The following is a 26,469-nucleotide window of genomic DNA, read 5'->3' as shown; positions in this document are numbered from 1 at the left end:
TGGCGAAACCTCCCGTAGGGGACGCCACGCTTCCAGCGTTTCGGCTGGATTTTGCGGGACAATCTGGGGACAAATGGATCTGCGGGACACCCAGCGGAGACAGCATTCCCATGGCTACCATTGCCCCCCGGAAAAACCGGGACGGCCAGGTCATTGGCTACCAGGTGAAGATCCGGCGCACCGGCTTCCCCACCCAATCCAAAACCTTCGGGGCCAAGACCGACGCGAAGCGTTGGGCCGCCGAGATGGAATCGGAAATCTCCTGTGGCGTCTTCGTCGATCGCACCGAGGCGGAGCGCAACACCCTGGGCGACCTGATTCGCCGCTATCAGGCGGAGATCACACCCACCAAGCTCGGTGGCGACAAGGAGAAGGGTCACTTGGCCGTGATCCTGGACGACCAGATCAGCCTCATGCGGATGACCATGCTGGCGTCGAAGGACGTGGGCGCCTTCCGTGATCGGATGGCCGCCGCCGCCTACGCTCCGGCGACCATCGTCCGCAGGCTGAACCTGATCGCGACCGTCATCAACCACGCTCGGTCCGAATGAGGTGTCCATGTGGTCGACGATATGGCGTCGGCCAAGCTGACGGCGCGCCCAAAGGGGGCTGATCGGAAGCGGGAGCGCCGGCTGCAGCCCGCCCGCGTCGTCGCGGGACGGGAGGAGTGTCCCGCAGAGGAGGAAACCCTTTTCAAGGCGCTTGCGGCGGGCCGTCGCGCGGCCCTGACGGTGCCGTTGGCCCGACTAGCCATCGAGACCGCCGCGCGGCAGGGCGAACAGTGCTCGCTCGACTGGAAGGACGTGGACCTGGAGAAGCATAATACGCCTAGTCCCAAGGTGCCGCTGGCGGGGATGAACGCCAGGCCTTCCTCTCCAAACGCTCTTCGGATGGCGTTGGCCGTGACGTCCTAGGGCGTGGTCAGGCCGCGCTCAATGCTGTTTAGGCTGGTGGTGGACAACCTACAACGATATGCCAACTCAGCCTGTGTCCAGCCCTGAAGCGCGCCGGGATTGTCGGAGGCTTTCACTCCTGAGAGACTGAAGCCACGATGAGCAAGACGACGAACAAGTTTCCCCGAAGTTCGGGCCCGTGCGGTGCGGCTGGTGCTGGATCATGAGAAGGATCACCCGTCGCGCCACGCCGTCGCGCGTTGCACGGTCGCCCGACTGATGCGGGGCATAGGTTTGCGAGGGGTGATCCGGGGCAAGCCGGTGAAGACGACGGTGAGCGACAAGGCGGCGCTCTGTCCGCTCGACCACGTCAATCGGCAATTCCATGCGCTCCGGCCGAACATGCTGTGGCTGTCGGATTTCACCTACGTCGCCACCTGGTAGGGCTTCGTCTACGTGGCCTTCGTCATCGACGCCTACGCCCGGCGCATCGTCGGCTGGCGGGTGTCGCGGACGGCCCATGCCGCCTTCGTGCTCGACGCCCTGGAGCAGGCCCTGCATGAAAGGCGACCGGCCAAGCACGGCGGCCTGGTTCACCATTCAGACAGGGGCGTTCAATACGTCAGCATCAAATACACCGAGCGCCTGGTGGACGCCGGGATCGAGCCCTCGGTCGGCAGTGTCGGCGACAGTTATGAGCCCGCAGGGCCAGCGCAGCTACAACGCCCTGGCGGAAACCATCAATGGCCTCTACAAGGCCGAGGTGATCCACCGGCGTGGTCCATGGCGATCCTTTGAAGCCGTCGAATACGCTACGCCACCCTGGAATGGGTCGATTGGTTCAGCCACCGGCGGATCCTGGGACCCATCGGCAACATCCCGCCCGCCGAAGCTGAGGCTCGCTTCCACGCCATGACGGACACTTCGGCCATGGCTGCCTGACTCAAACCAAAACGCCTCCGACAATCCCGGCGCGCTTCATTCAGCTGATTTGTCAGGCTGTTGAGCGCGAGGAAGCTCGGGGCTCGCTTTGGGCGCCGGTTCACATTAATCAGGTTTTGAGGTTGCTTTCCGGCGATGTCTTGCCTCGAGGCTGAACCGGAGATTGTTCAGATCGACCCGCAGATCTTCGAGGCGCCGCTCCTCGAGCCCGGTGGCGAGATTGATCTCCGTTGGGACGGCCGCTGTGGAGCCCTTCAGGGCGTGTCCTTCGCCAGTCAATGTGATGCGCACCTGGCGTTCATTTTTCGGATCGCGTGTGCGCCGGAGACGTCCCGCCGCTTCGAGCCTTTTGAGCAGCGGGGTCAGGGTGCCGGAATCGAGCCGCAGTCGGCGCCCCAACTCCTTGACGGTCAGATCGTCACGCTCCCAGAGCACCAGCATCACCAGGTACTGCGGATAGGTCAGCTCCAAAGGGTCCAGATGAAGCTTGTATATATTATTGTAGGAATGAAGTGCCGCATAGAGGGCGAAGCACAGATGGTTTTCCAGCTTCATATTTTCATTGGCGGAGGTGCGATAGTGGGTTTCGTGGGACACGATCTTTTGCTTCATCCGGGTCGCAATTGCGTTGTTCCGGTCAGAATTCCCCATTGGAATGCGAAGCATAAGGTGATGATTTCGACAGTCTCACTTCCGCGAAGTGAAAGAAGGGACGCAAGATTGTGGGCATCTTCCGCCGAAAGCCGGAAGGAATGTGCCCGCCCGTTAATTGCGACGTTACGCTCAAAGGCATAAGTTGCGCCTCAAGGGCTATCGGTTTTCAGTGGGCGGAAGAAGCGATGGACAGATTGGAGGCGATGACGATCGTCTTGCTCACGGTCGAGAAAGGCAGCCTGACGGCGGCCGCGAAGGCGCTGAACATGCCGCTGCCGACCGTGAGCCGAAAAATCAGCGAGCTGGAAACCTATCTCGGGACGAAGCTGCTGCAGCGCTCCACCCGAAAGCTGACGCTCACCGACGCGGGCGAGAGCTATGTCAACGGCATCAGGCGTATCATGGAGGACATAGACGAGGTCGAGCGTGCCGCATCGGGCGAGTATACAACGCCCCGCGGAGAGCTTGTCCTTACGGCGCCGATGCTGTTCGGGCAGATGTACATCCTTCCGATCGTGACCGACTTCCTGGCCGCATATCCGGAAATCAATGTCCGGCTGCTGCTGTCGGACCACAACCTCCACCTCTACGACGACCACGTCGATATGGCGGTTCGGCTCGGCGCGCTTCCGGACAGCGGCATGATCGCGACCCGGGTCGGTTCCATGGACACGCTCGTCTGCGCATCGCCCGATCTCCTCGCGGCCCACGGTCTTCCAAAGCATCCAAAGGACCTCGAAACGCTTCCCTGCGTCGTGTTTGCCGGTCCTTCGACAACCACCTGGTCGTTTCAGGAGCCGGAAACGAAGCGGAGGTTCGAAGTCAACATCGCCCCTCGGCTGTCCGTGACGGGGGCCGAGGCAGCGATCCAGGCAGCGCTGCGCCGCACCGGCCTGACCCGCGTGTTCCGCTATCACTGCGCCGACGCGCTCCGCGCCGGCACGCTGGTGCAGGTGCTGCAGGACTTTGATGTAGACCCCGTTCCGGTTCATCTCGTCCATGCCGCCCACGGGCTTCTGCCGCTGAAAATGCGGGTATTCCTGGATTTCGCAGCCAGCCGGTTGCGGTCGGTCCTGTCGAAGCTGAAGTGAGGCGGCCGGTGGCGTCGGTGGGGTTTGGCGGTCCAACCTTGCGCTGGATGGAAGTCATGCTCTCGAATTCAGGGAATTATTCTGTTTAATGCAATGTCGCATATTCTCCTCACCGACGCCACAGCGGCTCGGAAATAGAGGAGAAAAGAAATGGCCCGTATTGCTGTCCCCGCCCTTGAAGAAGCCCCCGCGAAGTCTCAACCGATCCTTCAGAACTATGTGAAGGTACTCGGCCTGGTTCCGAACTTCTTCGCCATGATCTCGCAGTCCCCGGACGCCCTCAAGGCGATCGCCGATATGCATGCGGCGCTCGGCAAGAGCCTCGGTCACAAGACCCGCGAACGCATCCACGTCATGACCGCCGAGGTCAATGGCTGCAACTACTGCCTGTCGGCGCACACCTATCTCGGCGCCAAGCTGCAGGGCCTGAGCGCGGAAGACATGGAACTGAACCGCGACGGTCATTCGACCGATCCGAAGGCCGACGCCGCGCTGCAGTTCGCCTATAAGGTCGCCAAGGGTCGTGGCCACATCGAGGACGCCGATGTCGAGGCGGTTCGTGCCGCCGGCTTCAGCGAAGCCGAGATCGTCGATATCGTCGCCGAGACCGCCTTCAGCTTCATCACCAACATCTTCAACAACACCTTCAAGACCGAGATCGACGCGGCGTTCCCGCCGCTGCGAACCAAGGCAGCCTGATGCGCCGTCTGGCCGAGCGCACACCAGCGCTCGGCCGCCTGTCCGAAGACGGGTCGCTTGCCCTTCGCTGGGCGGGCTTCGGGATTGTTGTCCGATGCTTAAACCGGAACCTCGACCGGCGCCTGTTCCGCTTCGAATACCTGTCCGACGGTTCGTAGCCGCTGCTGCAGGCGTGGTGCGACGAAGTCGAGGAACGCCTTGAGCTTCAGCGGCTGATGCGGACGCGGCGCATACACGATCTGCACGGGAAAGGGTGGCGGCGCCCATTCGGAGAGAACCGGTACGAGAACACCGTCGCGAACGCTGTCAGCCGCTTGGTAGGAGATGATGTAGGCGATGCCGATGCCGGCGGCCGCTCCCGCGATGATGGCGTCTGCCGTGTTCACCGAGTAGCGCGGGCGGATGATCGTGGTCTGCTCGCCGCGCGGGCCCGCGAAGGTCCAGTCTCGCCAAAGTTTCAGCCCCTCATAGGCGATGCATGCGTGAGTGCTCAGCTCTTCCGGAGACGAGGGGGCGCCACAGCGGGCGATGTAGTCCGGGCTGGCGCAGGTTATCCAGCGGACTTCGCCCACGCGTTTGGCCACCAGCGTGCTGTCGGGAAGGTTGCCCAGCCGCACGGCGACGTCGACGTGTGACTCGATCAGATCGACGACGCCGTCCGTCAGCGCCAGCCTGACGGTCACCTCCGGATAGGCGCTGAGGAAGTCGTGAATGATCGGCGCGACGTGCATCTTGCCGAACATGATCGGGGCGGTGACCAGCAGTTCGCCCCGTGGCGCCCGGTATTCGCCCGAAGCGGCACGTTCGGCCTCGGCCAGTTCTTCCAGAACGCGCCGGGCCGAGGCGACATAGGCTGATCCGGCTTCGGTTAGAAGCAGCTTTCGGCTTGTGCGCACCACCAGTTGCGATCCGAGCATGGTCTCCAGGTCCGAGACCCGCCGGCTGACAGTGGGCAGGGGAAGGTTCAGGGTCCGCGACGCGGCCGATAGACTTCCGCCATCCACGGCGGCCACCAGGGTACGCATTGCCTCGAACCGGTCCATCAATCCTCTCACATAACGGAAGCCTGGGTTCCAAACCTACTGTCTGCTGGAGGAATGTGGAAGGCGGTAATTCTGCTGCCAGAGGCCGATCACGGCCGAGTTGATCAGGAGGCAGAGCCCATGGCGCGGATACCGACCCCCAGCTTGGAGGAAGCGCCGGCGCGGTCGCGGCCACTGCTCGCCGAGGTGGATCAGCGTCTTGGGGCGATACCGAATTTCTACCGGGTGGTTTCCAACAGCCCGGCGGCGCTTGAGGCAGTGCTGGGCTTCCAGGCCACGCTTCAGGGCGGTGCACTGGATGGCCTGATCACCGAGCGTATCGCCATCACGGTGGCTGAGGTGAATGGCTGTGACTATTGCCTTTCGGCGCAAACCTACCGGACCCGCAAGGCTGGAGTTCTGGATGATGCCGAGATCACGGCGAACAGGAACGGCGCGTCGAACGACATCACGGTGGATGCGGCTCTGCGCTTTGCAAAGAAGCTGGCGCGCGAGCGCGGGCACGTCACCGAGCGCGATGTCGATGACGTCAAGCGGGCGGGATACTCGGATGCGGAGATCGTCGAAATCGTTGCGCATGTCGCTCTCAACGTCTTCACCAACTTCATCAATGAAGCCCTGAAGACGGAAATCGACTTCCCCAAGGTCGGCACCCGCCGGCCGACCTGACCGCTCAATCATTTGGAATTCAACACCGCCGGCGCTGACACGCGTCGGCGAACCCTGGCTCACGCCCTCGAACAAGGAGAAGTGCGATGACTGTTCAATTCAAGACCACCGACGTGGACGGCCTCAAGGTCTTTTACCGGGAAGCCGGCGATGCGACCCGGCCGACGGTTCTGCTTCTGCATGGCTTCCCCAGCGCCAGCCACATGTTCAGGGATCTGATCCCGGAGCTTGCCGGCCAATACCATGTCGTTGCGCCGGATCTGCCGGGTTTCGGGCAGACGGAGCAGCCGTCACGCGACAAATTCGACTACACCTTCCAGAACCTCGCCAAGGTCATCGGCCGTTTCACCGAGGTGATCGGCCTCACCAAGTTCGCGATCTACGTTTTCGACTATGGCGCGCCGGTGGGTTTCCGGCTGGCGGTCAAGCACCCCGAGCGCATCACCGCGATCATCACGCAGAACGGCAACACGTATCTGGAAGGCGTGTCGGAAGCCTTCGCGCCGATCCAGGCCTACTGGAAAGATCCGACCCCAGCCAATCGCGATGCCCTGCGTGGCTTCCTCGCGCCGCAAACGACCCTGTTCCAGTATACGCACGGTGTCGCCGACCCGAGCCTGGTCTCGCCGGATGGCCGTAACCTCGACGACTTCTACCTGGCGCGCCTGGGCAACGACGAGATCCAGCTCGACCTGCTCCTCGATTACCAGGGGAACGTCGCGCTGTACGACACCATCCAGGCCTATCTGCGCACGCATCAACCGCCAGTCCTCGCGGTCTGGGGCAAGAACGACCCGTTCTTCATTCCGCCCGGCGCCGAGGCCTTCAAGCGCGACGTCCCCTCGGCCGATGTCCGGTTCGTCGATAGCGGACACTTTGCCCTGGAGACCCACGCCGCCGAAATCGGCGCGGCAATGCGCGAATTCCTCGTCAAACACGTCGGCTGAGGCCGCGACCACACCCCGGGCGTCGCTGCGGTGACGCCCGGGGCTTGCTCAACAGCCGGCAACACCAAGGCCGACACCAGGAGACCGACATGAAAAACCCAGATGAAACCATCCGCGGCTTCTACGAAAAGCTCGGCGCCGGCGATGTCGCCGGTGTTATCGACCTGATTGCTCCGACCATCGAGTGGATCACCATGTGGCACTATAAGGTCACGGGCCCCGGCGTGGTCGGTGTTGTTGACGGCATCATCAAGCCGCTCGTGGCCGAATGGCCGCGGCATTCCCTGGTTTCGACTGAGTTCATCGTCGATGGTGACACCGTCGTCTCGCTCGGCGACTTCACCGGCGTCCATGGAACGACCGGCAAGGAAGTGCAGGCCCGCTACGCCCACGTGTGGACTGTCCGGGACGGGCTGATCGTCCGGTTTCGTCAGTATATCGACACGCTTGCGGTGGAAGGGGCTCGATCATGAGCCGCGTTGCCATCATCACGGGCGCGAGCCGGGGCATCGGTCGCGCCACGGCCATCCGTCTCGCGCGGGATTTCGAGGCGGTCGTCATCGTCGCGCGGTCGGCCGATACTTTGGCCGAGACCGCCGACATCGTTCGCTCGGCGGGTGCCGAGCCCCTGGCGCTCCCACGGGATCTGCGGACACCGGAGGCTTGTGCGTCGGTCATCCGGGCCACGCTTGACCGCTTCGGTCGCATCGATGCGTTGGCCTGCATCGCCGGGGCGGTTGCCCAGGCGGACCTCTTCGCTCTGACCGACGAACACTGGGACGACGGCCTTGCGCTGAAGTTCCACTCCGCCCGTCGCCTGACCCTCGCGGCGTGGGATGCGCTGAAAGCGTCGCGGGGTTCGGTGGCGATCACCTCGGGCACATCGGCCTATACCCCGAAGGCATCGCTTGCGGCGGTCGGCACCATCAACGCGGCGATCGTGGCACTCGCCAAGGCTTTTGCCGACAGCGGGATCAAGGATGGCGTCCAGGTGAACTCGATCCTGCCGGGTTCGGTGATGACCGGCCGCCGGCGGACCATGTTGCAAGGTTACGCCGACAGGCATGGGCTGCCGCTTGAGGCGGCGACTGATAAATTCGCCGCCGAAATGGGCATCGCGCGCTACGGCGAGCCCGACGATATCGCCAACGCCATCGCCTTCCTGTTCGCCCCGGAAAGCCGTTGGATGACCGGGACGGCGCTGCGGGTCGATGGTGGCGAGACGAAAGTCGTCTGAAACCGCGGAAGCGGCACGGCGCTGGGTCGGCCGCTCAGATTCCAGAGCGCCGACGATGACGCAAACATGCGTTCGCATGGAGATTTACAATGACCAAAAAACTAGTGGCCCACATCAAAGCTCGCCTGTTGAGGGCGGCGGCCGTTGCCGTCGCAACGACGCTGGCCGTGGCCGCGGCGGCGTCCGCGGCACCGCTGGAATCGACGGCGTCGACCACCAGCTATCACCGTGTGAAGGTCGACGGCATCGGAATCTTTTATCGCGAAGCCGGGCCGAGGAACGCGCCGACGATCGTGCTGCTGCACGGCTTTCCGTCGTCGTCTCGCGAGTTCGACACGCTGATCCCTCTGCTGGCCCCCCGTTATCACGTGATCGCGCCTGATTTTCCGGGCTTCGGGCAAAGCGATGCGCCAGCGGCGTCGGCTTACGCCTACACGTTCGACCATCTCGCGGGGGTGATGAATGACCTTCTGACAAGCCTGAAGATCGACCGCTACAGCCTCTACATCCACGACTATGGCGCGCCGGTGGGTTTCCGGATGATGGTGGCGCATCCGGAGCGGCTGCAGGCGCTCATTACCCAGAACGGCAATGCCTATCAGGAAGGGCTGGGCACGAAATGGTCCAAGATTGCCCAATATTGGGCCGACCCTGAAGGCCATCCGGAGGTGGTTGACGCCTTCCTGTCGTTCGAGGCGACGGAGCAGCGTCACACGGCGGGGAGCACCCATCCGGAGCGCTACAATCCGGATACCTGGACGGACGAGTTCACGCACCTCTCAAAGCCTGGCCAGCGCGAAATCCAATCGGCACTCCTCTACGACTACCGTACCAACGTCGCGGCCTACCCTAAGTGGCAGGCATGGCTTCGCGAGCATAAGCCGCCGACCCTCGTCGCGTGGGGTGCCAACGATCCGTCGTTCATCGCGCCGGGTGCCACTGCGTTCAAGAAAGACCTTCCCGACGCGGAGGTGCACCTGCTGGATGCCGGGCATTTCGCGCTCGACGAACAGACGGATGAGATCGCGCGCCTGATCCTGAACTTCATGGCCGGACATCCAGGATGATGCCGTCTGCTGCGGATCGGCACTGAAGCAGGCCTAGAGGATGCGCCCCTCCATTATGCGTCGGGATGCGTTTCCGAATCTGGATGCCTTGGTCATGGCCTTGTGGCTACGGGCGGTACTCCATCGTTCTGACCAGTATTCGGATTGATGGTTATGGGAGGAGGGCATCAGGAAGGGGCGTTTACCGCTGTGGCGCGTTTGTTCTACAGACAGGTTCTCGGCCTGTAATTACTCTCACGCGAGATCGGCAAACAGCACACGCGATAAGTCGAACATTAACCACCGTATGCCTGACAGCAGGTTCCGGATTTCTTCCGGCATGTTTGCAATCATTTTGACCAATCTCGAGGTGGTTGGACATGACGAACGAAAAGAGTGCGAAGGCGGCGGGCCGGATCGCCGCCAAGGTTTGGGCCGGTGAAGGGTTCAGGGCGTGGTTGCTGGCCGATCCCGCTGCCGTTCGGGCCCTGGCGCTGTCCGCCTGACAGACCTGTCCGATGAGGCCTGGATTTCTCCGGGGATGGGAGATGCGGGGGTATTGCTGCCAGAGTGTTTGAACCAAAAGGGGAATGGGCAAATGCTGAACGAAGAAAATGCCAAGGTTGCCGGCCGGATTATTGCCAAGGCCTGGGCGGATGAGGGTTTCAAGGCGCGGCTGCTGGCCGATCCGTCAGCGGTGCTGGCGGCGGAAGGGGTCGACGTTCCGGCGGGGATCCGCCTGTCGATCGTGGAGAACACCGAGGCGAGCTACACCCTGGTGCTTCCCGCCCGTCCGACCGACTTGTCGGACGAAGAATTGGATGGCGCTTCCGGCGGCTGGTGCTGGTACTGCGAACTCTGTCTCTGACGCCGCATGCGCTTCCACTTGTCCCTTACTGCCTGCGTCGAGGAAGGTGGACTGGATTAGGTGAAGGGAACGGGAGGCCGCCGGCCTGCCGGCGGGGGACCGGGCCATCATCGCCCGGGAGGCGTTCAACACAGCCTGCATCCTGACGGGGTGTCTTCACCCGAGCAGCTCAACCAATTGGTCAATATCACCCCCCCGCGCGCGGAAGGGCCCTGGGCGCGGTGCTGGGCTGGGGTGTGTTCGGCACGCTGCCGTCCCGCGTGCCGGGCCATGGTGTGCTGGTCCATGGTGTGCTGGTCCATGAGGGCTGGATCTTCCACCCAGCCCTTTTAACGATTGGTCTGAATGCGTATGCGGAAGGTGTTATTGGTTAAAATTAAGAATTTCACTTATAGTGCTAATGTATATTACGTAAGTATAATACGTCGCGTCTGCAGTATGTCCAGGAAAAGTTCATCTAAATGTTTAGGCTGATCCAGCCTGTTAGCGGATCTGGGCCGACGATCTAAGGCGGCAATTTTCTGCGGGGCTATCAAAAAGGTGTGGGGGCGGGGATGGGGCTGCGAGGGGCTGGCGGGGCTGACACCTGTCCGCAAGAGATACAACACGACCACCGGCGGCGGCTCGCCCGCGCCCGGAGGGTTCTTCTGGCCGGCTCCTCCCTGGCGGTGGTGGCCGTCGGCATGGTGGCCACGCCCCGGCCCGTCCACGCCCAGACTGCCTACACCACGTACAGCGGCAACTTTTCATCCAGCGGCGTGACCCTGAACGGCAACACGGTGATCGGCGCCGGCACCATCGGCGCCCTGTTCAATAACGCCCGGGTCAATCCGTTGCTGATCAATGCCGGTGGCACCCTCGTGACGGGGCTGGGCGGCATTGGCCTGATCAACGGATCGTCGATCTCCACCATCGTCAACAATGGCCTGATCGGCGGTACCAGCTACGCCATTTCCATTTCCAGCAACAGCACCCTGGGCGTGTTGCGCAACAGCGGCACCATCCTGGGCGCCGTCATCAACAACGGCAGCACCGACCTAACCTTGGGCGGCGGCACGGCGGTGGGCACTTACACCGGCATGAGCGGCCAGGGCACCATCACCAACACGCTCAGCAACCTGATCCTCACTGGCGGTTTCCTGCTGAACGATGCCGTCAACGTCAGCGGGCATACGCTGATCAACAGCGGCGCCGCCGTCACGTTGACCAGCATCGTCACCGTCACCGGCGACTATACCCAGGCGTCAGGCACCCTGGCACTGGGCGCCTCGGGCGAGTTGATGGTCACCGGCAGCGCCAGCCTGACGGGCGGTCAAGTGACCGCCACCCTGTCCACCCTGTCGGCCGGCGCCACCTACCTGGCAGGGGATGCCCTGGCCACCCTGGTGGCCGCCGGCAGCGGCACCTATACCGGCCTGACCGGCAGCATCACCAGCAGTCTGGCTCGCCTGGCCGCCACCCTCGGCACGGCCGGCGGCAACTTGGTGGCGCAGGCTCTGAACGACTATATCGGCGCCGGCACGCCCAGTCTAACGCTGACCGGTACGGTGGACACCAACGGCACCACGCCCGTCGCCGCCTATGTGGCGCCCGGCGTCAGCATCGGTACCCTGGTCAATACCGGGCACCTGACCGGCGACACCATCGGGTTGAGCATCGGCACCGGCGCCACTATCGGCACCCTGATCAACGCCGGTCTGATCGACCTGCATGTGTCCCTCAACGGTATGCCGCAGACCGGCATTGCCGTCGCGCGGAACGCCGTCGTGGGCACCCTGTCGAACAGCGGCACGATCCAGCAGATCCGCTACGGCATTACGGCCTTCAACGCCACCGTCGGCCTGCTGTCGAACAGCGGCACGATCACGGGCACGACCAACGGCATCGGCATCTACACCACGGTCAGCACCATCCAGACGCTGGTCAACAGCGGCACCATCGACATGCGCGCCGGATCCGCCGGTGTCCTCAGCAGCGCGACCCTCGGCACGCTGGTCAACAGCGGCGCCATTCTTCTTGGCGCCAACAGCACCTACAACTACGGCATCGTGCAACGGACGGCCACGATCGGCACGCTGGTCAACAGCGGCCTGATTTCGGCGCCTGACGCCCTGGTTGTGCAAACCATTGCCAGCGGCCCCAGCGGCGCGTTCCTGACCATCGTGAATTCCGGCACCATCGCCGGCAACATCAGCACCAGCACCCTCACCGCCAGCGTGCCCAACGTGACCGTCCTGGGCGGCACCGCCGGCACGGTCGGCACCCTGACCGGCTTCTCCGGCACGCTCAATCCCGGCGGCACCAGCGTCGTGGGTGTGTTCACCAACGCCAACAGTGATTTGTATTTCGCCGGCGGCAACCTGCTGCTCAACGACCGTATCAACGCCACAGGGCATACGGTGCTGAACACCGGCGCCGCCCTCACGCTGGTCAACCCCATCAACGTCACCGGCGCCTACGCCCAGACGGGCGGCAGCCTGGTCCTGACCAACAGCGGCGCGCTGACGGTCAGCGGCAGCGCCAGCCTGACCAACGCGACCGTCAGCATCGCCCCCAACGCCGCCGGCAACTACATCGCCGGCAGCCCCGTCACCGTGGTGGCCGGCGGCGGCGGATCCGATTTCACCGGCCTATCCGTTTCCCTCGGTGCGCTGACCGGTGCCAGCCTGACCGGCAGCGTGGCCGGCAACGGCGTGCTGGTGGTGGCCAGTAACGACTATGTCGGCGGTACGCTGGCCACGCTGACCAACAGCGGCAGCCTGTCGGGCGCCACCGTGGTCTACATCGCCGCCACCGGCAGCCTGGGCCAGCTGGTCAACACCGGCACGCTGACCGGCGACATCCGGAACCTCTCGGCCAATACCCTGTCCATCAGCGGCGGCACCGGCGGCGTGGTGGGCACGCTGACGGGCGGCACCCTCACCAACAGCCTCAGCGACCTGGTGCTCAGCGGCGGCAGCCTTCTGCTGGACGATGCGGTCAACGTCAGCGGCCACACCCTGGCCAACAGCGGCGCCTCCGTCACGCTGGCCAGCGTGGTCGGCGTCACCGGCAACTATGCGCAGACGGCCGGCACCCTGGTCCTGCAGCCGGGTGCCGGGCTGGCGGTCAGCGGGGTCGCCACCATGACGGGCGGCAGCGTCATCGCCACGCTATCCACCCCATCGGCGGGTGCCACATACCTGGTGGGCGACGCGCTGTCGACCCTGGTGTCCGCGGCCAGCGGCGCCTACACGGGTCTCAGCGGCACCGTCGCCAGCGGCCTCGGCCCGCTGACGGCCGCCCTGGATACCGACAGCGCCAACCTGCTGGCGGTGGCCACCAGCGACTACATCGGCGCCAATGCCGCCAGCCTGACGCTGACCGGTACCGTGGATACCGGCAGCATCGCGGCCTATGTCGCCGATGGCGCGTCCATCGGCACGCTGCTCAACGCTGGCCACCTCACCGCCGGCACGGTGGGGGCGGGGATTGACGTGGCGTCGGCCACCATCGGTACCCTGATTAACAACGGGCTGATCGACGGGCACGTCAGCGCCAGCACCACCCAGTTCGGCATCCGCGTCGGCACCGCCGCCGCCATCGGCACGGTGTCCAACACCGGCACCATCCTGGCCCACGTCGGCATCCTCAGCCAAAGCACCGTGGCCAGCGTCCTGTCCAACAGCGGCCGGATCGCCGTGGGCGCCAGCGGCTTCGGCATCGTCAACAACGCCACAGTGGCCACGGTCAGCAACAGCGGCACCATCGCGGCCACCGCCGGCGGCGTCGGCATCTACAACGTCGGGTCCATCGCCGCGGTGCTGAACGGCGGGCTCATCACCGTCAGCGGCGGCACGGGCAACCAGTACGGCCTCCTGCAGTCGCTGCTGACCATCGGCACGGTGTCCAACACCGGTACCATCCTGGCGCCCGAGGCCGTGGCACTGGTCTTCGGCGGCAGCATCGGCACCCTGGTGAACGCGGGCCTGGTCGCCGGCAACATCGTTAACGGCACCCTGAACGACAGCTTCTCCTATGGCGGCCTGACCATCGCGGGCGGCAGCGGCGGCACCGTCGGCACCTTCACCGGCTATGCCGCCAACAGCCAGGGCACCATCAGCAACACCTTCAGCAACGTGGTCTTCACCAGCGGCGCCCTGCTGCTGAACGATGCCATCGATGCCGCCGGCCATAGGGTGCTGAACACCGGCGCCGGCATCACGCTGGTCAACACCGTCAGCATCACCGGCGACTATGCCCAGACGGGCGGCAGCCTGAACCTGTCTAACGGCGCCCAGCTGGTGGTCAGCGGTGCCGCCAGCCTGACCGGCGCCCGGGTCAGCGTGAGCAGTCTGCCCACCCAGGCCAACTACGTGGTGGGCGCCCCCACCACGGTGGTGGTGGGCGGGGCCGGTTCCGACTACACCGGCGCGTCCGTGACGGTGGCGCCTCAGACGGGCATCACCCTCACCGGTGGGAATGACGGCACCAATCTGCTGCTGATGGCGCAAAGCGACTATGTTGGCGACACCCTGGCCACCCTGACCAACAGCGGGGCCGTGTCGGCCCCTACGGCCCTCTACATCGCCGCCACCGGCAGTCTGGGCCAACTGGTCAACACTGGCGCCCTGTCGGGCACCATCCTGAACCTGTCGGCCCACGACCTGTCCATCCTGGGCGGGACGGCCGCCACGGTCGGCACCCTCACCGGCGGCACCATCATCAACACCCTTGCCAACCTGGTGCTGGCCGGCAACCTGCGCCTGGGTGAAGGCGTGAACGTCAGCGGCCACACCCTGGTCAATGCAGGCGCCACGCTGACCCTGCCCGGCAACATCGGCGTGACTGGCGATTACGCGCAGACCGGCGGCACGCTGCTGCTGGGGGCCGGCGGTGGCTTGGCCGTCAGCGGTACCGCCGGCATTACCGGGGCCGCGGTGACCGGCACGGTGGCCTTTAGCTACGCCAACACCTATCTGCTGGGCGATGTCCTCACCACCCTGGTTTCCGCCACCAGCGGCACCTATTCCAGCCTGACCGGCACCCTTGTCGGGACGCTGGGTGGCGTTACGGCCAGCATCGGGACGTCCGGCGCCAACCTGGTGGCCGTGGCCGGCAACTATTACATCAACAGCAATATCGGCAGCATCGGCAATACCGGCACCGCCACGGGCCGCACCGCCTTTTATCTGAACGGCACGCTGGGCACCTTGGCCAACAGCGGCACGCTGACCGGCACAGCCAGTGGTATCTCGTCCCCCAACAACCGGGGTATCGGCCTGCTGGACAACAGCGGTGTGATCGACAGCGACACCATCGGCATCGGTATCGGTAGCATCGGCACCTTGCTCAACAGCGGTACCATTTCCGCCCGGACCGCCATCATCGGTTCCAATTTCAACACCATCGGCGCCATCGACAACCAGACCACGGGCCTGATCACCGGTAAGACGGCCCTATACCTTAATGGCATCGTCAGTCCCATCGGCTCGATCAACAACAGCGGGACGATCCTGGGGCGGTCCTACGCGATCTATAACGGCGGCAACATCACCCGGCTGACCAACAGCGGGACCATCGCCGCGACCGTGACCTCCGGGCTCGCCGTCAATAACAGCGGCAGCATCGGCACCTTCGACAACAGCGGGAGTATCGGTGCCGTCCGGTCGGACATGACCAACAGCGGCACCATCGACACGTTGACCAACAGCGGGTTGATCGGTGGCGGGACCAACATCGCCCTGCGCAACTACGGCACCATCAACACCCTGACCAACAGCGGAACCCTGATGGCCACCAGCGGGGTGGGCTTTTATAACGACCGCACCGTCGGCCTTCTGGACAACGGTGGCACGATCAGCAGCGGCGCGTCCTTCGCCCTGGTCAGCCCCGGCACCATCGTCCGCCTAGCCAACAGCGGCACCATCACCGCCCCTGGTTTCGGCATCGGCCTCTTCAACGGCGGCAAGATCGGCACCCTCGCCAACGCCGGACTGATCAAGGGCGGCACAGCCCTGGACATCTTCGTGGGCAGCCAGGTGGACCTGCTGGTCAACAGCGGCACCATCGCCGGCAACATCGACAACAACTTCGACCCGAACAACGCCGGACCGGGCACGCTGGCGGCCGCCCTCACCATCGCTGGGGGCGCCGGCGGCACCATCGGCACCCTGACCGGCGCCAACCTGACCAACCAGGGCCGCATCACCACCCGGTACGCTGACGTGGTCTTCGCCGGCGGCGACCTGCTGTTGAATGACAGCATCACCACCAACGGCTTTGCCGTGCGCAACATTGGCGCCGGCATCACGGTCGCCAACACCGTCAACATCACCGGCGACTACACCCAGACGGGGGGCAGCCTGGGCGTGGCGGTCGGCGGTGGCATGCTGGCGGTCAGCGGCAGCGCCAGCCTGACCAACGGGCAGGTGCAACTGGTGGGGGCCGCCACCAACAATTATTTCCAGGGCGACACGGTGGGCACCCTGGTGACCGGCGGCGCCGGGTCGGACTACGCCGGCGTGACGCTCAGCGGCGATGGCGCCGGGCTCAGCCTGGCCAGCGTCACCATCGGCAACAACCTGATCGCCGTCGTGCGGAACGACTACATCGGCGGCACCTACGCCAGCCTGGGCAACACCGGGACGCTCAGCGTCCAAAACGGCGCGGCCGTTTACGTGGCCCAGACCGGCACTCTGGGCACCCTGGCCAACGCCGGCGGCCTGATCAGCAGCGTCGGCAGCACCGCCATTGCCAACCTGGGCACCATCGGCACGCTGTCGAACAGCGGCACCATCACCGGCGGCGGGGTCGGCCTCCATAACGCGGGCCTCATCCATACGCTGACCAATGACGGCGCCCTGGGCGGCCTGTTCGCGGACGGCGTCATCGACACGCTGGTCAATGGCGGCGCCATCGGTAACGCCTTCAACATCAGCGGCACGCTGGGGTTGTTGGCCAACAGCGGCAGCATCGGCACCCAGGTTCATGTGCAGCAGACCGGGGGAATCGGCACTCTCGTCAACACCATCGGTGGCGTGATCAGCGGTGCCGCCAGCGGCATTGGGAATGCCGGTTTCCTAGGCACCTTGGTCAACCGAGGCCTGATCAGCGGTGCCCAGTACGGCGTCTTTTCCTCCAACGCCACGGGCACGGTGATCAACGGCGGCACCATCCGGGCCACCGATGCCGGCGGCACGGCCCTGTCCGGCGCCTTCGGCACCATCCTGAACAGCGGCCTGATCAGTGGCGCCAACGCCCTGTCCCTCACCAGCCAGCCGGACCTGCTGAACAACGGCGGCACCATCCTGGGCGACATCCAGGCCACGTCCGGCACCCTGACCATCACCGGCGGCACCGGCACGGTGGCGGGCACCTTCAGTGGCGCCACCGTGACCAACCGGGGCACCATCACCGCCACCAGCGGCAATGTGGTGCTGGCGGGTGGTAACCTCCTGCTGAACGACAACGTCGTCGTCAGCGGTCATACGCTGATCAACAACGGCGCCAACCTTCAGTTGGCCGGCGCGGTCAGCGTCACCGGCGGCTACAGCCAGACGGTCGGCACCCTGGGCATCACGGTGAACAACGGCTTGGCGGCCAGCGGCGTCGCCAACATCACCGGCGGCACGGTCCTGGCCTCCCTGGCTGCCACCGGTAACTATCTGGCGGGTACCCTGGGCACCCTGGTGGTGGCGGCCAACGGGTCCAGCTATGGCGCCAGCGTGGTCTCTGCCTTGACCGGCCTGGTGGGCAGCGGCGCGTCCAGCGGCGGCACGCTGCTGTTCGTGGGCGGCAACGACTATATCGGCGGTGCCTATGCCACGCTCAGCAACAGCGGCAGCCTGTCGGCCGCGACGGCGGTCTACATCGCGGCCACCGGCAGCCTGGGCAATCTTTCCAACACCGGCACGCTGGTGGGCAACGTCCGCAACCTGTCGGCCGTCGACCTTTCCATCGCCGGCGGGACCACGGGCACGGTTGGCACCTTCACCGGTGGCACCCTTATCAACACCCTGTCCAACGTGGTGCTCGCGTCCGGCAATATGCGCCTGGCCGATGCCGTCGACGTGACCGGCCACACCCTGGTGAACAGCGGCGCCGCTGCGACCCTGGGCGGCACCGTGGCCGTCACCGGCGACTACAGCCAGACGGGGGGCGGCCTGCGGCTGGGTATCGGCGCCGACCTGCTGTCCGTTACCGGGGCGGCCCGGTTCGCGGGCGGCACCGCCACCGTCACCGGGTTCTCGGCCACCGCCAACTACATGGCCGGTAGCATCTTTGGCACCCTGGTGCAGGGCGGCGCGGGGTCCGACTATACGGGCCTCAGCATCACCAACCTGGTGACCGGCTTCGGCCTGGGCGGCACGGTGGCGAACAACGCCCTGCAGGCCGTGGCGCTGAACGACTATGTCGGCGGCACATTGGCCGCACTGTCCATCACAGGTGCCGTCAGCACCGCAAGCACGGCGTTGTACGTGGCGGCCACGGGGTCGGTATCGGGCACGCTGACCAACAGCACTTCGCTGGTGGGTCAGAACGCTGGTCTGCGCAATTTCGGCACCATCAGCGCGCTGATGAACGACGGGAGGATCGCCGGCGGCGCCTATGGCCTGCGCAACAGCAGCGGCGCCATCACCTTCCTCGGCAACCACGGCACCCTGGCGGGCCAGACGGCCGGCCTGGCGGTGGACGGCGGCAGCGTGATGTTCGCCCTGAACGACGGCAGCATCGCCACCGTCGCCGTCAGCGGCGGCGGTTCGATGTTCGCGCTGGGCAATATCGGGCGGATCAGTGGCGGCGTCCAGGTGCAGGACGGTGGCACACTGGGCTCCATCCTCAACTTCAACGGCGGCCTGATCAGCGGCGCCACCGCGCTGAGCATCGGCGCCCAAGGCCAGTTCTTCGCGCTGGCCAACGGCGGCACCATCGCCGGCAACATCATCAACAACGCCACGGCCACGCCCAACCTGACCATCATGGGCGGCACGCTGGGCAATACCACCATCGGGACCGGCACCTTCACCGGTGTCGCCCTGACCAACCAGGGCATCATCACCAACACCCTGGGCAATGTCATCTTCGCATCCGGTGACGTGCTGCTGAACGATAGCGTCAATGTGGGCGGCAACACGGTCCGGAACATCGGCGCCGACTTGACCCTGACCGGCGCCGTCAGCATCACCGGCAACTATGCCCAGACGGGCGGCACCCTGGTCTTGGTGACCGGCGCCGGCCAGCTGGCAGCCAGCGGCAGCGCCAGCCTGACCAACGGGCAGGTGCAGTTGATCGGCGCCGCCACCGGCAATTACCTGCAGGGCGGCACGGTCGGGCCCCTGGTGGCCGGCGGCGCCGGCTCCGACTACGCCGGCGTGGTGGTGACCGATGACGCCACCGGCCTGACCCTGAGTGGCGCCATCGCCGGCACCGCCCTGGTGGGGGTGGCGCGGAACGACTATGTCGGCGGCACCTATGCCAGCCTGGAAAACACCGGGACGCTCGGCGTCCAGAACGGCGCCGCCCTTTACGTGGCCCAGACCGGCACCCTGGGGACCTTGGCCAACACCGGCGGCGTGATCAGCAGTGTCGGCAGCACCGCCATCGCCAACCTGGGCACCATCGGCACGCTGTCGAACAGCGGCACCATCACCGGCGCCGGGGTCGGCCTCCATAACACCGGCCTCATCCATATGCTGACCAACGCCGGCACCCTGGGCGGCTTGTTCGCGGACGGCGTCATCGACACGGCCGTCAACAGCGGCACCATCGGCGGCGCGTTCGATATAAGGGGCACGCTGGGCCTGCTGTCCAACAGCGGCAGCATCGGCACCCGGATTTATGTGGAGCAGACGGGCGGTATCGGCATCCTCGTCAACACCGTCGGCGGCGTGATCGGCGGTGCCGCCAGCGGCGTCGAGAATACCGGTTCCCTCGGTACCCTGGTCAACAGCGGCACCATCCTCGGCACCACCAATGCCGGCATCGGCGGCGCCGGCGCCATCGGCCTGCTGTCCATCACCAGTCTGGGCGTGATCGGCGGCGGCGTGGTGGGGGTGGAGGCCGGCACCCTGGGCACCCTCATCAATCAGGGCACCATCGCCGGCGGCAGCATCGGCATTTCCGCGGGCACCATCGGCCTGCTGGCCAATGCCGGCATCATCGCCGGTGACGTGGCCACCTCGGGCGACCTGACCATCACCGGCGGCAGCGGCACGGTGACGGGCATCTTCACCGGCGCCACCCTGGGCAGCCAGGGCCTGATCAACGTCGGCGCAGGCAAGCTGGTGCTGGCCGGCGGCAATGTCCTGCTGAACGACAGCGTGCAGGCGGCGACCGTGGTCAACACCGGATCCTTCCTGGTGCTGGCCGGCGGCGTCAGCGTCACCGGCGCCTACAGCCAGACGGCCGGCACCCTAGGTGTCACCGTGGGCCACGGCCTGACGGTCAGCGGCGTCGCCAGCATCACCGGCGGCACCGTCCTGGCCACCCTTGATGCCGGCGGCAACTATCTGGCGGGTACGCTGGGCACCCTGGTGGCCGGCGCTGCCGGCTCCAGCTACAGCGGCGCTGTGGTGGCCTCCGCCCTGACCGGGCTGATCGGCAGCGGTGCGGCCAGCGGCGACAGCCTGCTGTTCGTGGGCAGCAACGACTACATCGGCGGCGCCTCCGCCACGCTGACCAACAGCGGCAGCCTGTCGGCCGCGACGGCGGTCTACATCGCGGCCGGCGGCAGCTTGGGGCAGCTGGCCAACACCGGCACGTTGGCCGGCAACATCCGCAACCTCTCGTCCTTTGACCTGTCCATCACCGGTGGGACAGGGGGCACTGTGGGTACCTTCAGCGGCGGCACCATCGTCAACAACTTGTCCAACGTGGTGTTCGCATCTGGCAACGTGCGCTTGGCCGATGCCGTCGACGTGACCGGCCACACCCTGGTGAACAACGGCGCTGCCCTGATCCTGGGCGGCACCGTGGCCGTTATCGGCGATTACAGCCAGACGGGCGGCAGTCTGCGGTTGGGCATCGGCAGCGATATGCTGTCCGTCACCGGAGCGGCACGGTTCACAGGTGGCGCCGCCACCGTCACCAGCGCCTTGGGCACCGCCAACTATATGGCCGGCAGCATCCTGGGGCCGCTTGTGCAGGGCGGGGCGGGGTCCGACTATACGGGCCTCAGCATCACCAATCTGGTGACCGGCTTCGGTCTGGGCGGCACGGTGGCGAACAACGCCCTGCAGGCTGTGGCGCTGAACGACTATATTGGCGGCACGCTCGCCACGCTGTCCATCACCGGCGCGGTCAACAACGCCAGCACGGCTCTGTATGTGGCCACCACAGGGTCGCTGGGCACCCTGACCAACAGCACCACGCTGGTCGGCCAGAACGCCGGCCTGCGCAATGCCGGCACCGTCGGCGCGCTGGTGAATGACGACTCCATTGGCGGTGGCACCTATGGCTTGCGCAACAGCGGCGGCTTGGTCACTTTCCTCGACAATATCGGCACCCTGACAGGGCAGACGGCCGGCCTGGCCGTCGACGGCGGCGTTGTCACCTCCGCCCTAAACGTCGGCGGCATCGCCACCGTTTCCATCGGCGGCACCGGCACGCTGCTTTCCCTCGACAACCAGGGCCAGCTCAGCGGCGGCATCCTGGTGACCGGGGGCGGGCGCCTCGACACCCTGGGCAACAGCGGCACCATCGCCGGCGACATCCGGGTGGCCGCCGGCACTTTGACCATTGTCGGCGGCAGCGGCGCCATCCAGGGCACCTTCACCGGCAGCACCCTGGGCAGCCAGGGCACCATCGCCGTCGGCGGCGATGTGGTCCTGGCCAGTGGCAACATCTGGCTGAACGACGGCATCCAGGCCACGGGCCATACTCTGGCCAATGCCGGCGCCAACCTGCAGCTGGCGGGTGCCGTCAGCGTCACCGGCGCCTACAGTCAGACGGCCGGCACCCTGGGAGCCACGGTGAACAATGGGCTGACAGCCAGCGGTGCGGCCAGCATCACCGGCGGCACCGTCCTGGCCACCTTGGCCGCCACCGGCAACTACCTGGCGGGTACGCTGGGCACCCTGGTGGCCGGCGGCATCGGGTCAAACTACAGCGGCGCCACTGTCAGCTCAGTCCTCACCGGCCTGACCGGCACCGGTGCCGTCAGCGGCGACTCCTTGCTGCTGGTGGCGGAGAACGACTATATCGGCGGCGCCTACGCCACCCTGGCAAACAGCGGCAGCCTGTCGGCCGCCACGGCCGTCTATATCGCGGCGGGCGGCAGCTTGGGCCAGCTGGCCAATACCGGCACGCTGACCGGCAACATCCGCAACCTGTCGGCCGTGGATCTCTCCATCAGCGGCGGGGCCGGCGGCACGGTGGGCACCTTCACCGGCGGCACCATCGTCAATAGCCTGTCCAACGTGGTGTTCGCGTCCGGCGACCTGTTGCTGGCCGATGCCATCGATGCCACTGGCCACACGGTGGTGAACCAATCCGCCACCCTGCGGCTGTCCAGCCAGGTTGGTATTACCGGCGCCTATGCCCAGACCGGCGGCACCCTCAGCATCGACCCCGGCACCGGCCGCCTGGTCGCCAGCCAGGCCATCGTCGTCAGCGGTGGCGTGGTGCAGGCCACGCTCAGCGCCGGCGGCACCTATCTCTATGGCAACGGCTATACCCTGATGCAGGCTGGCGGTGGTATCGACCTCAGCGGCGCCAACCTCATCACCGCCCTGGCCGGCTTCGCCGGCAACACCACCATCGTGACAGCGGCGGGCACCAGCGCCTTGCTGCTGCAGTTCGCCAACGACTATATCGGCGGCACCATCGGCAACGCCTCGAACAGCGGCACCATCACCGGCGTGCGCACCGCCGGCTACGTCGCCGCCTCCGGCAGCGTCGGCACCCTGTCGAACACCGGCCTGTTGTCGGGCGGTGCGATCGGCGTCGCCAACAACGGGGTCGTCGGTACCCTGGTGAACGACGGCACCGTCATGGGGGCCAGCAGTGCGGCTGCCAACATCGGCACCTTGGGCACCCTGGCCAACATCGGCACCATCACCGGCGGCCGTGACGGTTTCCACAACATCGGTACGGCCATCCTGGTCAGCAACACGGGCCTGATCAGCGCCGTGTCCCGTGCCGGCCTGTACAACAGCGGCGGCATCGCCACCGTTTCCAACAGCGGCACCATCACCGGCACCGTCGGCCTCTATAACAGCGGCACGCTGGCGGTCCTGATGAACGCCGCCGGCGGCACCTTGGCGGGCGTCACGGCGCTGTACAACGACGGTACCCTGGGCACCATCGCCAACAGCGGCATGATCCGGGGCGCCATCGTGAACGACGCGGCGCAGGACCTGGTGTTCACCGGTGCCGGCAGCGGCCTGGGCACGCTGACGGGCTTGTTGGGCAGGGGCACGATCACCAATACTCGGGGCAATGTGGTCTTCACGGCCGGCGCCCTGCTGCTGGACGATGACTTCGTCGCCACCGGCCGCGCCGTGGTGAACAGCGGCGCGACCCTGGCGCTGGCCAATGCCGTGACGGTCAGCGGCGATTACAGCCAGACCGGCGGCAGCCTGGTGCTGACGCGGAACGACACCCAGGCGGCTGAACTTGTGGTCAGCGGCACCGCCACCGTCGGCGGTACCGTGCTGGCCAACCTGTCCTCCACCGCCAACTATCTGGTGGGGACCAGCACCCTGCTGCAGGCGGCCGGCGGCGCCACCGTGACGGCGCAACTGCAGGTCAGCGGCATCACCGGCCTGTCCGCCGCGCAGGGCACCGTCAGCAATGGGTTGACCCTCACGGTCGGTAACGACTATGTCGGCGGCTCGCTGGGCAGTGTCACCAACAGCGGCACCCTGTCGGCGGCCACGGCCGTCTATGTGGCCGGCAGCGGCACCCTTGCCACCTTGGTCAATAGCGGCCTGTTGACCGGCACGGCCCATGCCTTGGTCAACCTGGGCAGCCTGGGCACCGTCGCCAACAGTGGCACCATCGCCGGCGATATTCTGAACGATGGCGCCAGCGCGCTGGTGATCACGGGTGGCGTCGGCACCCTGGTCGGCACGCTGACGGGGCAGTTGTCGGGGCCGGGGCCCGGCATCGGTACGCTGACCAGCTCGGGCGGCGACGTGGTTTTTGCCGGTGGTACCCTGTTGCTGAACGACATGATCGCCGCGGCGGGCCACACGGTGTCCAACACAGGCGCCACGCTTCACCTGGCCAGCACCCTGACCATTACCGGCGACTACCGCCAGACGGCGGGCAGCCTGGCGCTGGACGCCGATCAGTTGGTGGTCACCGGTGTCGCAGCACTCAGCGGCGGCACGGTGGCGGCCTCGGTTTCGGCAGCCAGCAACCAGTTGGTGGGGGCGGTGCTGGGCACCCTGGTCGTGGGTGGCGCCGGTTCCAGTTATACCGGGCTGACGGCCCTGATGAATGTGGCCGGCGTGGCCGTGACGCTCAGCACCATCACCATCGGCGGCGGCGTCGACCTGTTGGCCATGATCGCCAACAACTATGTCGGCGATACGCTGGGCAGCCTGGGCAACGGTGGCGTGATCAACGCCCCGACGGCCGTCCACGTCGCTGCCGGTGGCACCGTTGGCAGCCTATCCAACACCGGCACCCTGATCGGCACCATCGCCGTGCTGAACCAGGGCCAGGTCGGCAGCTTCGGCAACGACGGCACCGTCCTGGGCAGCGTCGCCGGCATCAGCAACACCGGCACCATCGGCACCCTGCGCAACCAAGGCACGGTGATCGGCAGCGTCACGGGCCTGGGCAACCAGGCGGGCGCCAGCATCGGCATGCTCAGCAACAGCGGCACCGTCGCCGGCCAGATGGCCCTTTACAACGCCGGCACCATCGATGTCTTCGTCAACACCGGATCGCTGATCGATGCCGGCGCCCCCACGGCCGCCGGCCTGTACAACACGGGCAACATCGCCACGGTGCTGAACGGCGGCACCATCCTGGGCGCCACCTACGGCGTCTACAATGCCGGCACCATTGGGACCTTGGCCAATAGCGGCCTGATCACCGCACCGACCGCCCTCTATCTCGACACCGGCGCCAGCCTGGGCGTGCTGGCCAACAGCGGCACCGTCACCGGCAACATCCTGAACCTGTCGGCCAACACCCTCAGCATCACCGGCGGCAGCGGGGCGGTGGTGGGCACCCTGACCGGCTACATCGCCGGCAGCCAGGGGACCATCACCAACACCTTCGGCGACGTGGTTCTCGCCTCCGGCAACCTGGTGCTGAACGACGCCGTGAACGTGACCGGCCATACCCTGATCAACAGCGGCGCTTCGCTGGTTCTGGACAGCCTGGTCAGTGTCACCGGTGCTTACAGCCAGACGGCCGGCACCCTGACCCTGGACATCGCCAGCGGCGGGGCCCTGGCCGTCAGCGGGGCCGCCAGCCTGAGCGGCGGCACCGTGCTTGCGGATTTCGCGTCCACAGGCAACTTCCTGGCCGGCAGTGTCACGACGCTGGTCGCTGGCGGTGCCGGGTCCAGCTATAGCGGCGTGGCGGTGCAGGGCTCCCTGACCGGGCTGTTGATGAGCCAGGGTGTGGTGGGCACCAACCTGCTGGCGGTGGTCGGCAACGACTATGTCGGCGGTACCCTGGGTACGTTGGCCAACACCGGCACCCTCACCGCCGCCACGGTCGTCTACATCGCGGCCAGCGGCAGCCTGGGCACACTGGCCAACAGCGGCGCCCTGATCGGCGACCTGCTCAACACCAGCAGCCACGATCTGCTGGTCGCGGGTGGCAGCGGCACGGCGGTGGGCGGCTTCAGCGGCGGTACCATCCGTAACAGCCTGAGCAACCTCGGCTTCGCGTCGGGGAATGTCAGCCTGGGCGATGCCATCGATGTCACCGGGCACACGGTGGCCAACAGTGGTGCGAGCATCGCACTGGCCGGCGATATCTCCGTGACTGGCAACTTCAGCCAGACGGCCGGCACCTTGGCCGTGGACGGCCACCTGTTGAGCGTCAGCGGGGCCGCGACTGTCAGCGGCGGCGTGGTCGACGCCGGCCTCAACAGCGCGGGCAATTACCTGGTGGGCGACGGTACTACCCTGATCCAGGGCGGTGCCGGGTCCAGCTACGCCGGGGCCACGGTGACCAGTGGTCTGACCGGCCTGTCGGCCTCAGCATCCACCAACGGCACCAGCCTGCTGGCCGTTGCCGCCAACGATTATATCGGTGGCACTCTAGCTAGCTTGGCCGTCACCGGCAGCCTGACGAATACTGCCGGCGGCGCTACGGCGCTGTATATCGCCAGCGCGGGCACGCTGGGCACGCTGGGCAACAGCGGTACGATATCCGGCAACATCACCAACGCCGGCAGCGCCAGCCTGAACATCACCGGCGGCACCGGCA

14 protein-coding genes and 1 pseudogene are annotated in these 26,469 nt (G+C 66.0%); 13 read left to right on the top strand and 2 right to left on the bottom strand.

Annotated features, from left to right (window positions below):
* Positions 1-110: 110 nt before the first annotated feature.
* The 3 genes and pseudogenes from P5F91_RS03640 to P5F91_RS03630 form a co-directional block, all read left to right on the top strand.
* Positions 111-551: a hypothetical protein gene (locus tag P5F91_RS03640; RefSeq protein WP_277906532.1), complete on the top strand. Its 441-nt coding sequence runs from the start codon at positions 111-113 to the stop codon at positions 549-551.
* Positions 552-560: 9 nt separating this feature from the next.
* Entirely contained in the window at positions 561-914 is a 354-nt protein-coding gene (locus tag P5F91_RS03635; RefSeq protein ID WP_277906531.1) for a site-specific integrase, read from the top strand.
* 231 nt (positions 915-1,145) lie between these two features.
* Positions 1,146-1,835 (top strand): annotated as a pseudogene (locus P5F91_RS03630) (IS3 family transposase); the annotation flags it as partial.
* Positions 1,836-1,940: 105 nt separating this feature from the next.
* Here the strand turns inward: P5F91_RS03630 and P5F91_RS03625 are convergent.
* Positions 1,941-2,447 carry a MarR family winged helix-turn-helix transcriptional regulator gene (locus P5F91_RS03625; protein ID WP_145609009.1) on the bottom strand — a complete coding sequence of 169 codons (507 nt, stop codon included), beginning with the start codon at positions 2,445-2,447 and terminating at the stop codon, positions 1,941-1,943.
* Positions 2,448-2,674: 227 nt separating this feature from the next.
* Here P5F91_RS03625 and P5F91_RS03620 point away from each other — a divergent pair, with 227 nt between their 5' ends.
* Together P5F91_RS03620 and P5F91_RS03615 are read left to right on the top strand one after the other, a co-directional pair.
* Positions 2,675-3,580 (top strand): LysR family transcriptional regulator, encoded by a 906-nt coding sequence (locus P5F91_RS03620; RefSeq protein WP_145609010.1) that lies wholly within the window; start codon positions 2,675-2,677, stop codon positions 3,578-3,580.
* A gap of 150 nt (positions 3,581-3,730) precedes the next feature.
* Complete coding sequence (locus P5F91_RS03615) at positions 3,731-4,279, top strand: carboxymuconolactone decarboxylase family protein (protein ID WP_145609011.1); 549 nt, start codon at positions 3,731-3,733, stop codon at positions 4,277-4,279.
* A 98-nt stretch (positions 4,280-4,377) separates the two neighbouring features.
* Here the strand turns inward: P5F91_RS03615 and P5F91_RS03610 are convergent, their stop codons facing one another.
* Positions 4,378-5,322, bottom strand: coding sequence for a LysR family transcriptional regulator (locus P5F91_RS03610; RefSeq protein WP_277906530.1), 945 nt, complete (start codon positions 5,320-5,322; stop codon positions 4,378-4,380).
* A gap of 120 nt (positions 5,323-5,442) precedes the next feature.
* Between P5F91_RS03610 and P5F91_RS03605 the strand changes: the two genes are divergently transcribed.
* The 8 genes from P5F91_RS03605 to P5F91_RS03570 form a co-directional block, all read left to right on the top strand.
* Entirely contained in the window at positions 5,443-5,991 is a 549-nt protein-coding gene (locus P5F91_RS03605; RefSeq protein ID WP_277906529.1) for a carboxymuconolactone decarboxylase family protein, read from the top strand.
* 86 nt (positions 5,992-6,077) lie between these two features.
* Complete coding sequence (locus P5F91_RS03600) at positions 6,078-6,938, top strand: alpha/beta fold hydrolase (protein ID WP_145609014.1); 861 nt, start codon at positions 6,078-6,080, stop codon at positions 6,936-6,938.
* Between the two features lie 89 nt (positions 6,939-7,027).
* Positions 7,028-7,411 carry a nuclear transport factor 2 family protein gene (locus P5F91_RS03595; protein WP_145609015.1) on the top strand — a complete coding sequence of 128 codons (384 nt, stop codon included), beginning with the start codon at positions 7,028-7,030 and terminating at the stop codon, positions 7,409-7,411.
* Positions 7,408-8,175, top strand: a complete 768-nt coding sequence (locus tag P5F91_RS03590) for an SDR family oxidoreductase (RefSeq protein WP_211106832.1) — start codon at positions 7,408-7,410, stop codon at positions 8,173-8,175. Before P5F91_RS03595 ends, P5F91_RS03590 begins: the two co-directional genes overlap by 4 nt.
* A gap of 89 nt (positions 8,176-8,264) precedes the next feature.
* Complete coding sequence (locus P5F91_RS03585) at positions 8,265-9,242, top strand: alpha/beta fold hydrolase (protein ID WP_145609016.1); 978 nt, start codon at positions 8,265-8,267, stop codon at positions 9,240-9,242.
* A gap of 359 nt (positions 9,243-9,601) precedes the next feature.
* Positions 9,602-9,727, top strand: coding sequence for a hypothetical protein (locus P5F91_RS03580; RefSeq protein ID WP_277906528.1), 126 nt, complete (start codon positions 9,602-9,604; stop codon positions 9,725-9,727).
* 92 nt (positions 9,728-9,819) lie between these two features.
* Positions 9,820-10,089: an NHLP leader peptide family RiPP precursor gene (locus P5F91_RS03575; protein WP_145609017.1), complete on the top strand. Its 270-nt coding sequence runs from the start codon at positions 9,820-9,822 to the stop codon at positions 10,087-10,089.
* 683 nt (positions 10,090-10,772) lie between these two features.
* The coding region (locus P5F91_RS03570; RefSeq protein WP_277906527.1) for a beta strand repeat-containing protein at positions 10,773-26,469 on the top strand (15,697 nt) is incomplete at its 3' end.

Origin of the sequence: Nitrospirillum amazonense (genome assembly GCF_029594735.1) — a bacterium.
In the GTDB taxonomy this organism is placed as follows: Bacteria; Pseudomonadota; Alphaproteobacteria; order Azospirillales; family Azospirillaceae; genus Nitrospirillum; species Nitrospirillum amazonense.
The sequence above is the reverse complement of the archived record's forward strand: the minus strand, read 5'-3'. Positions and strand labels throughout refer to the sequence as shown.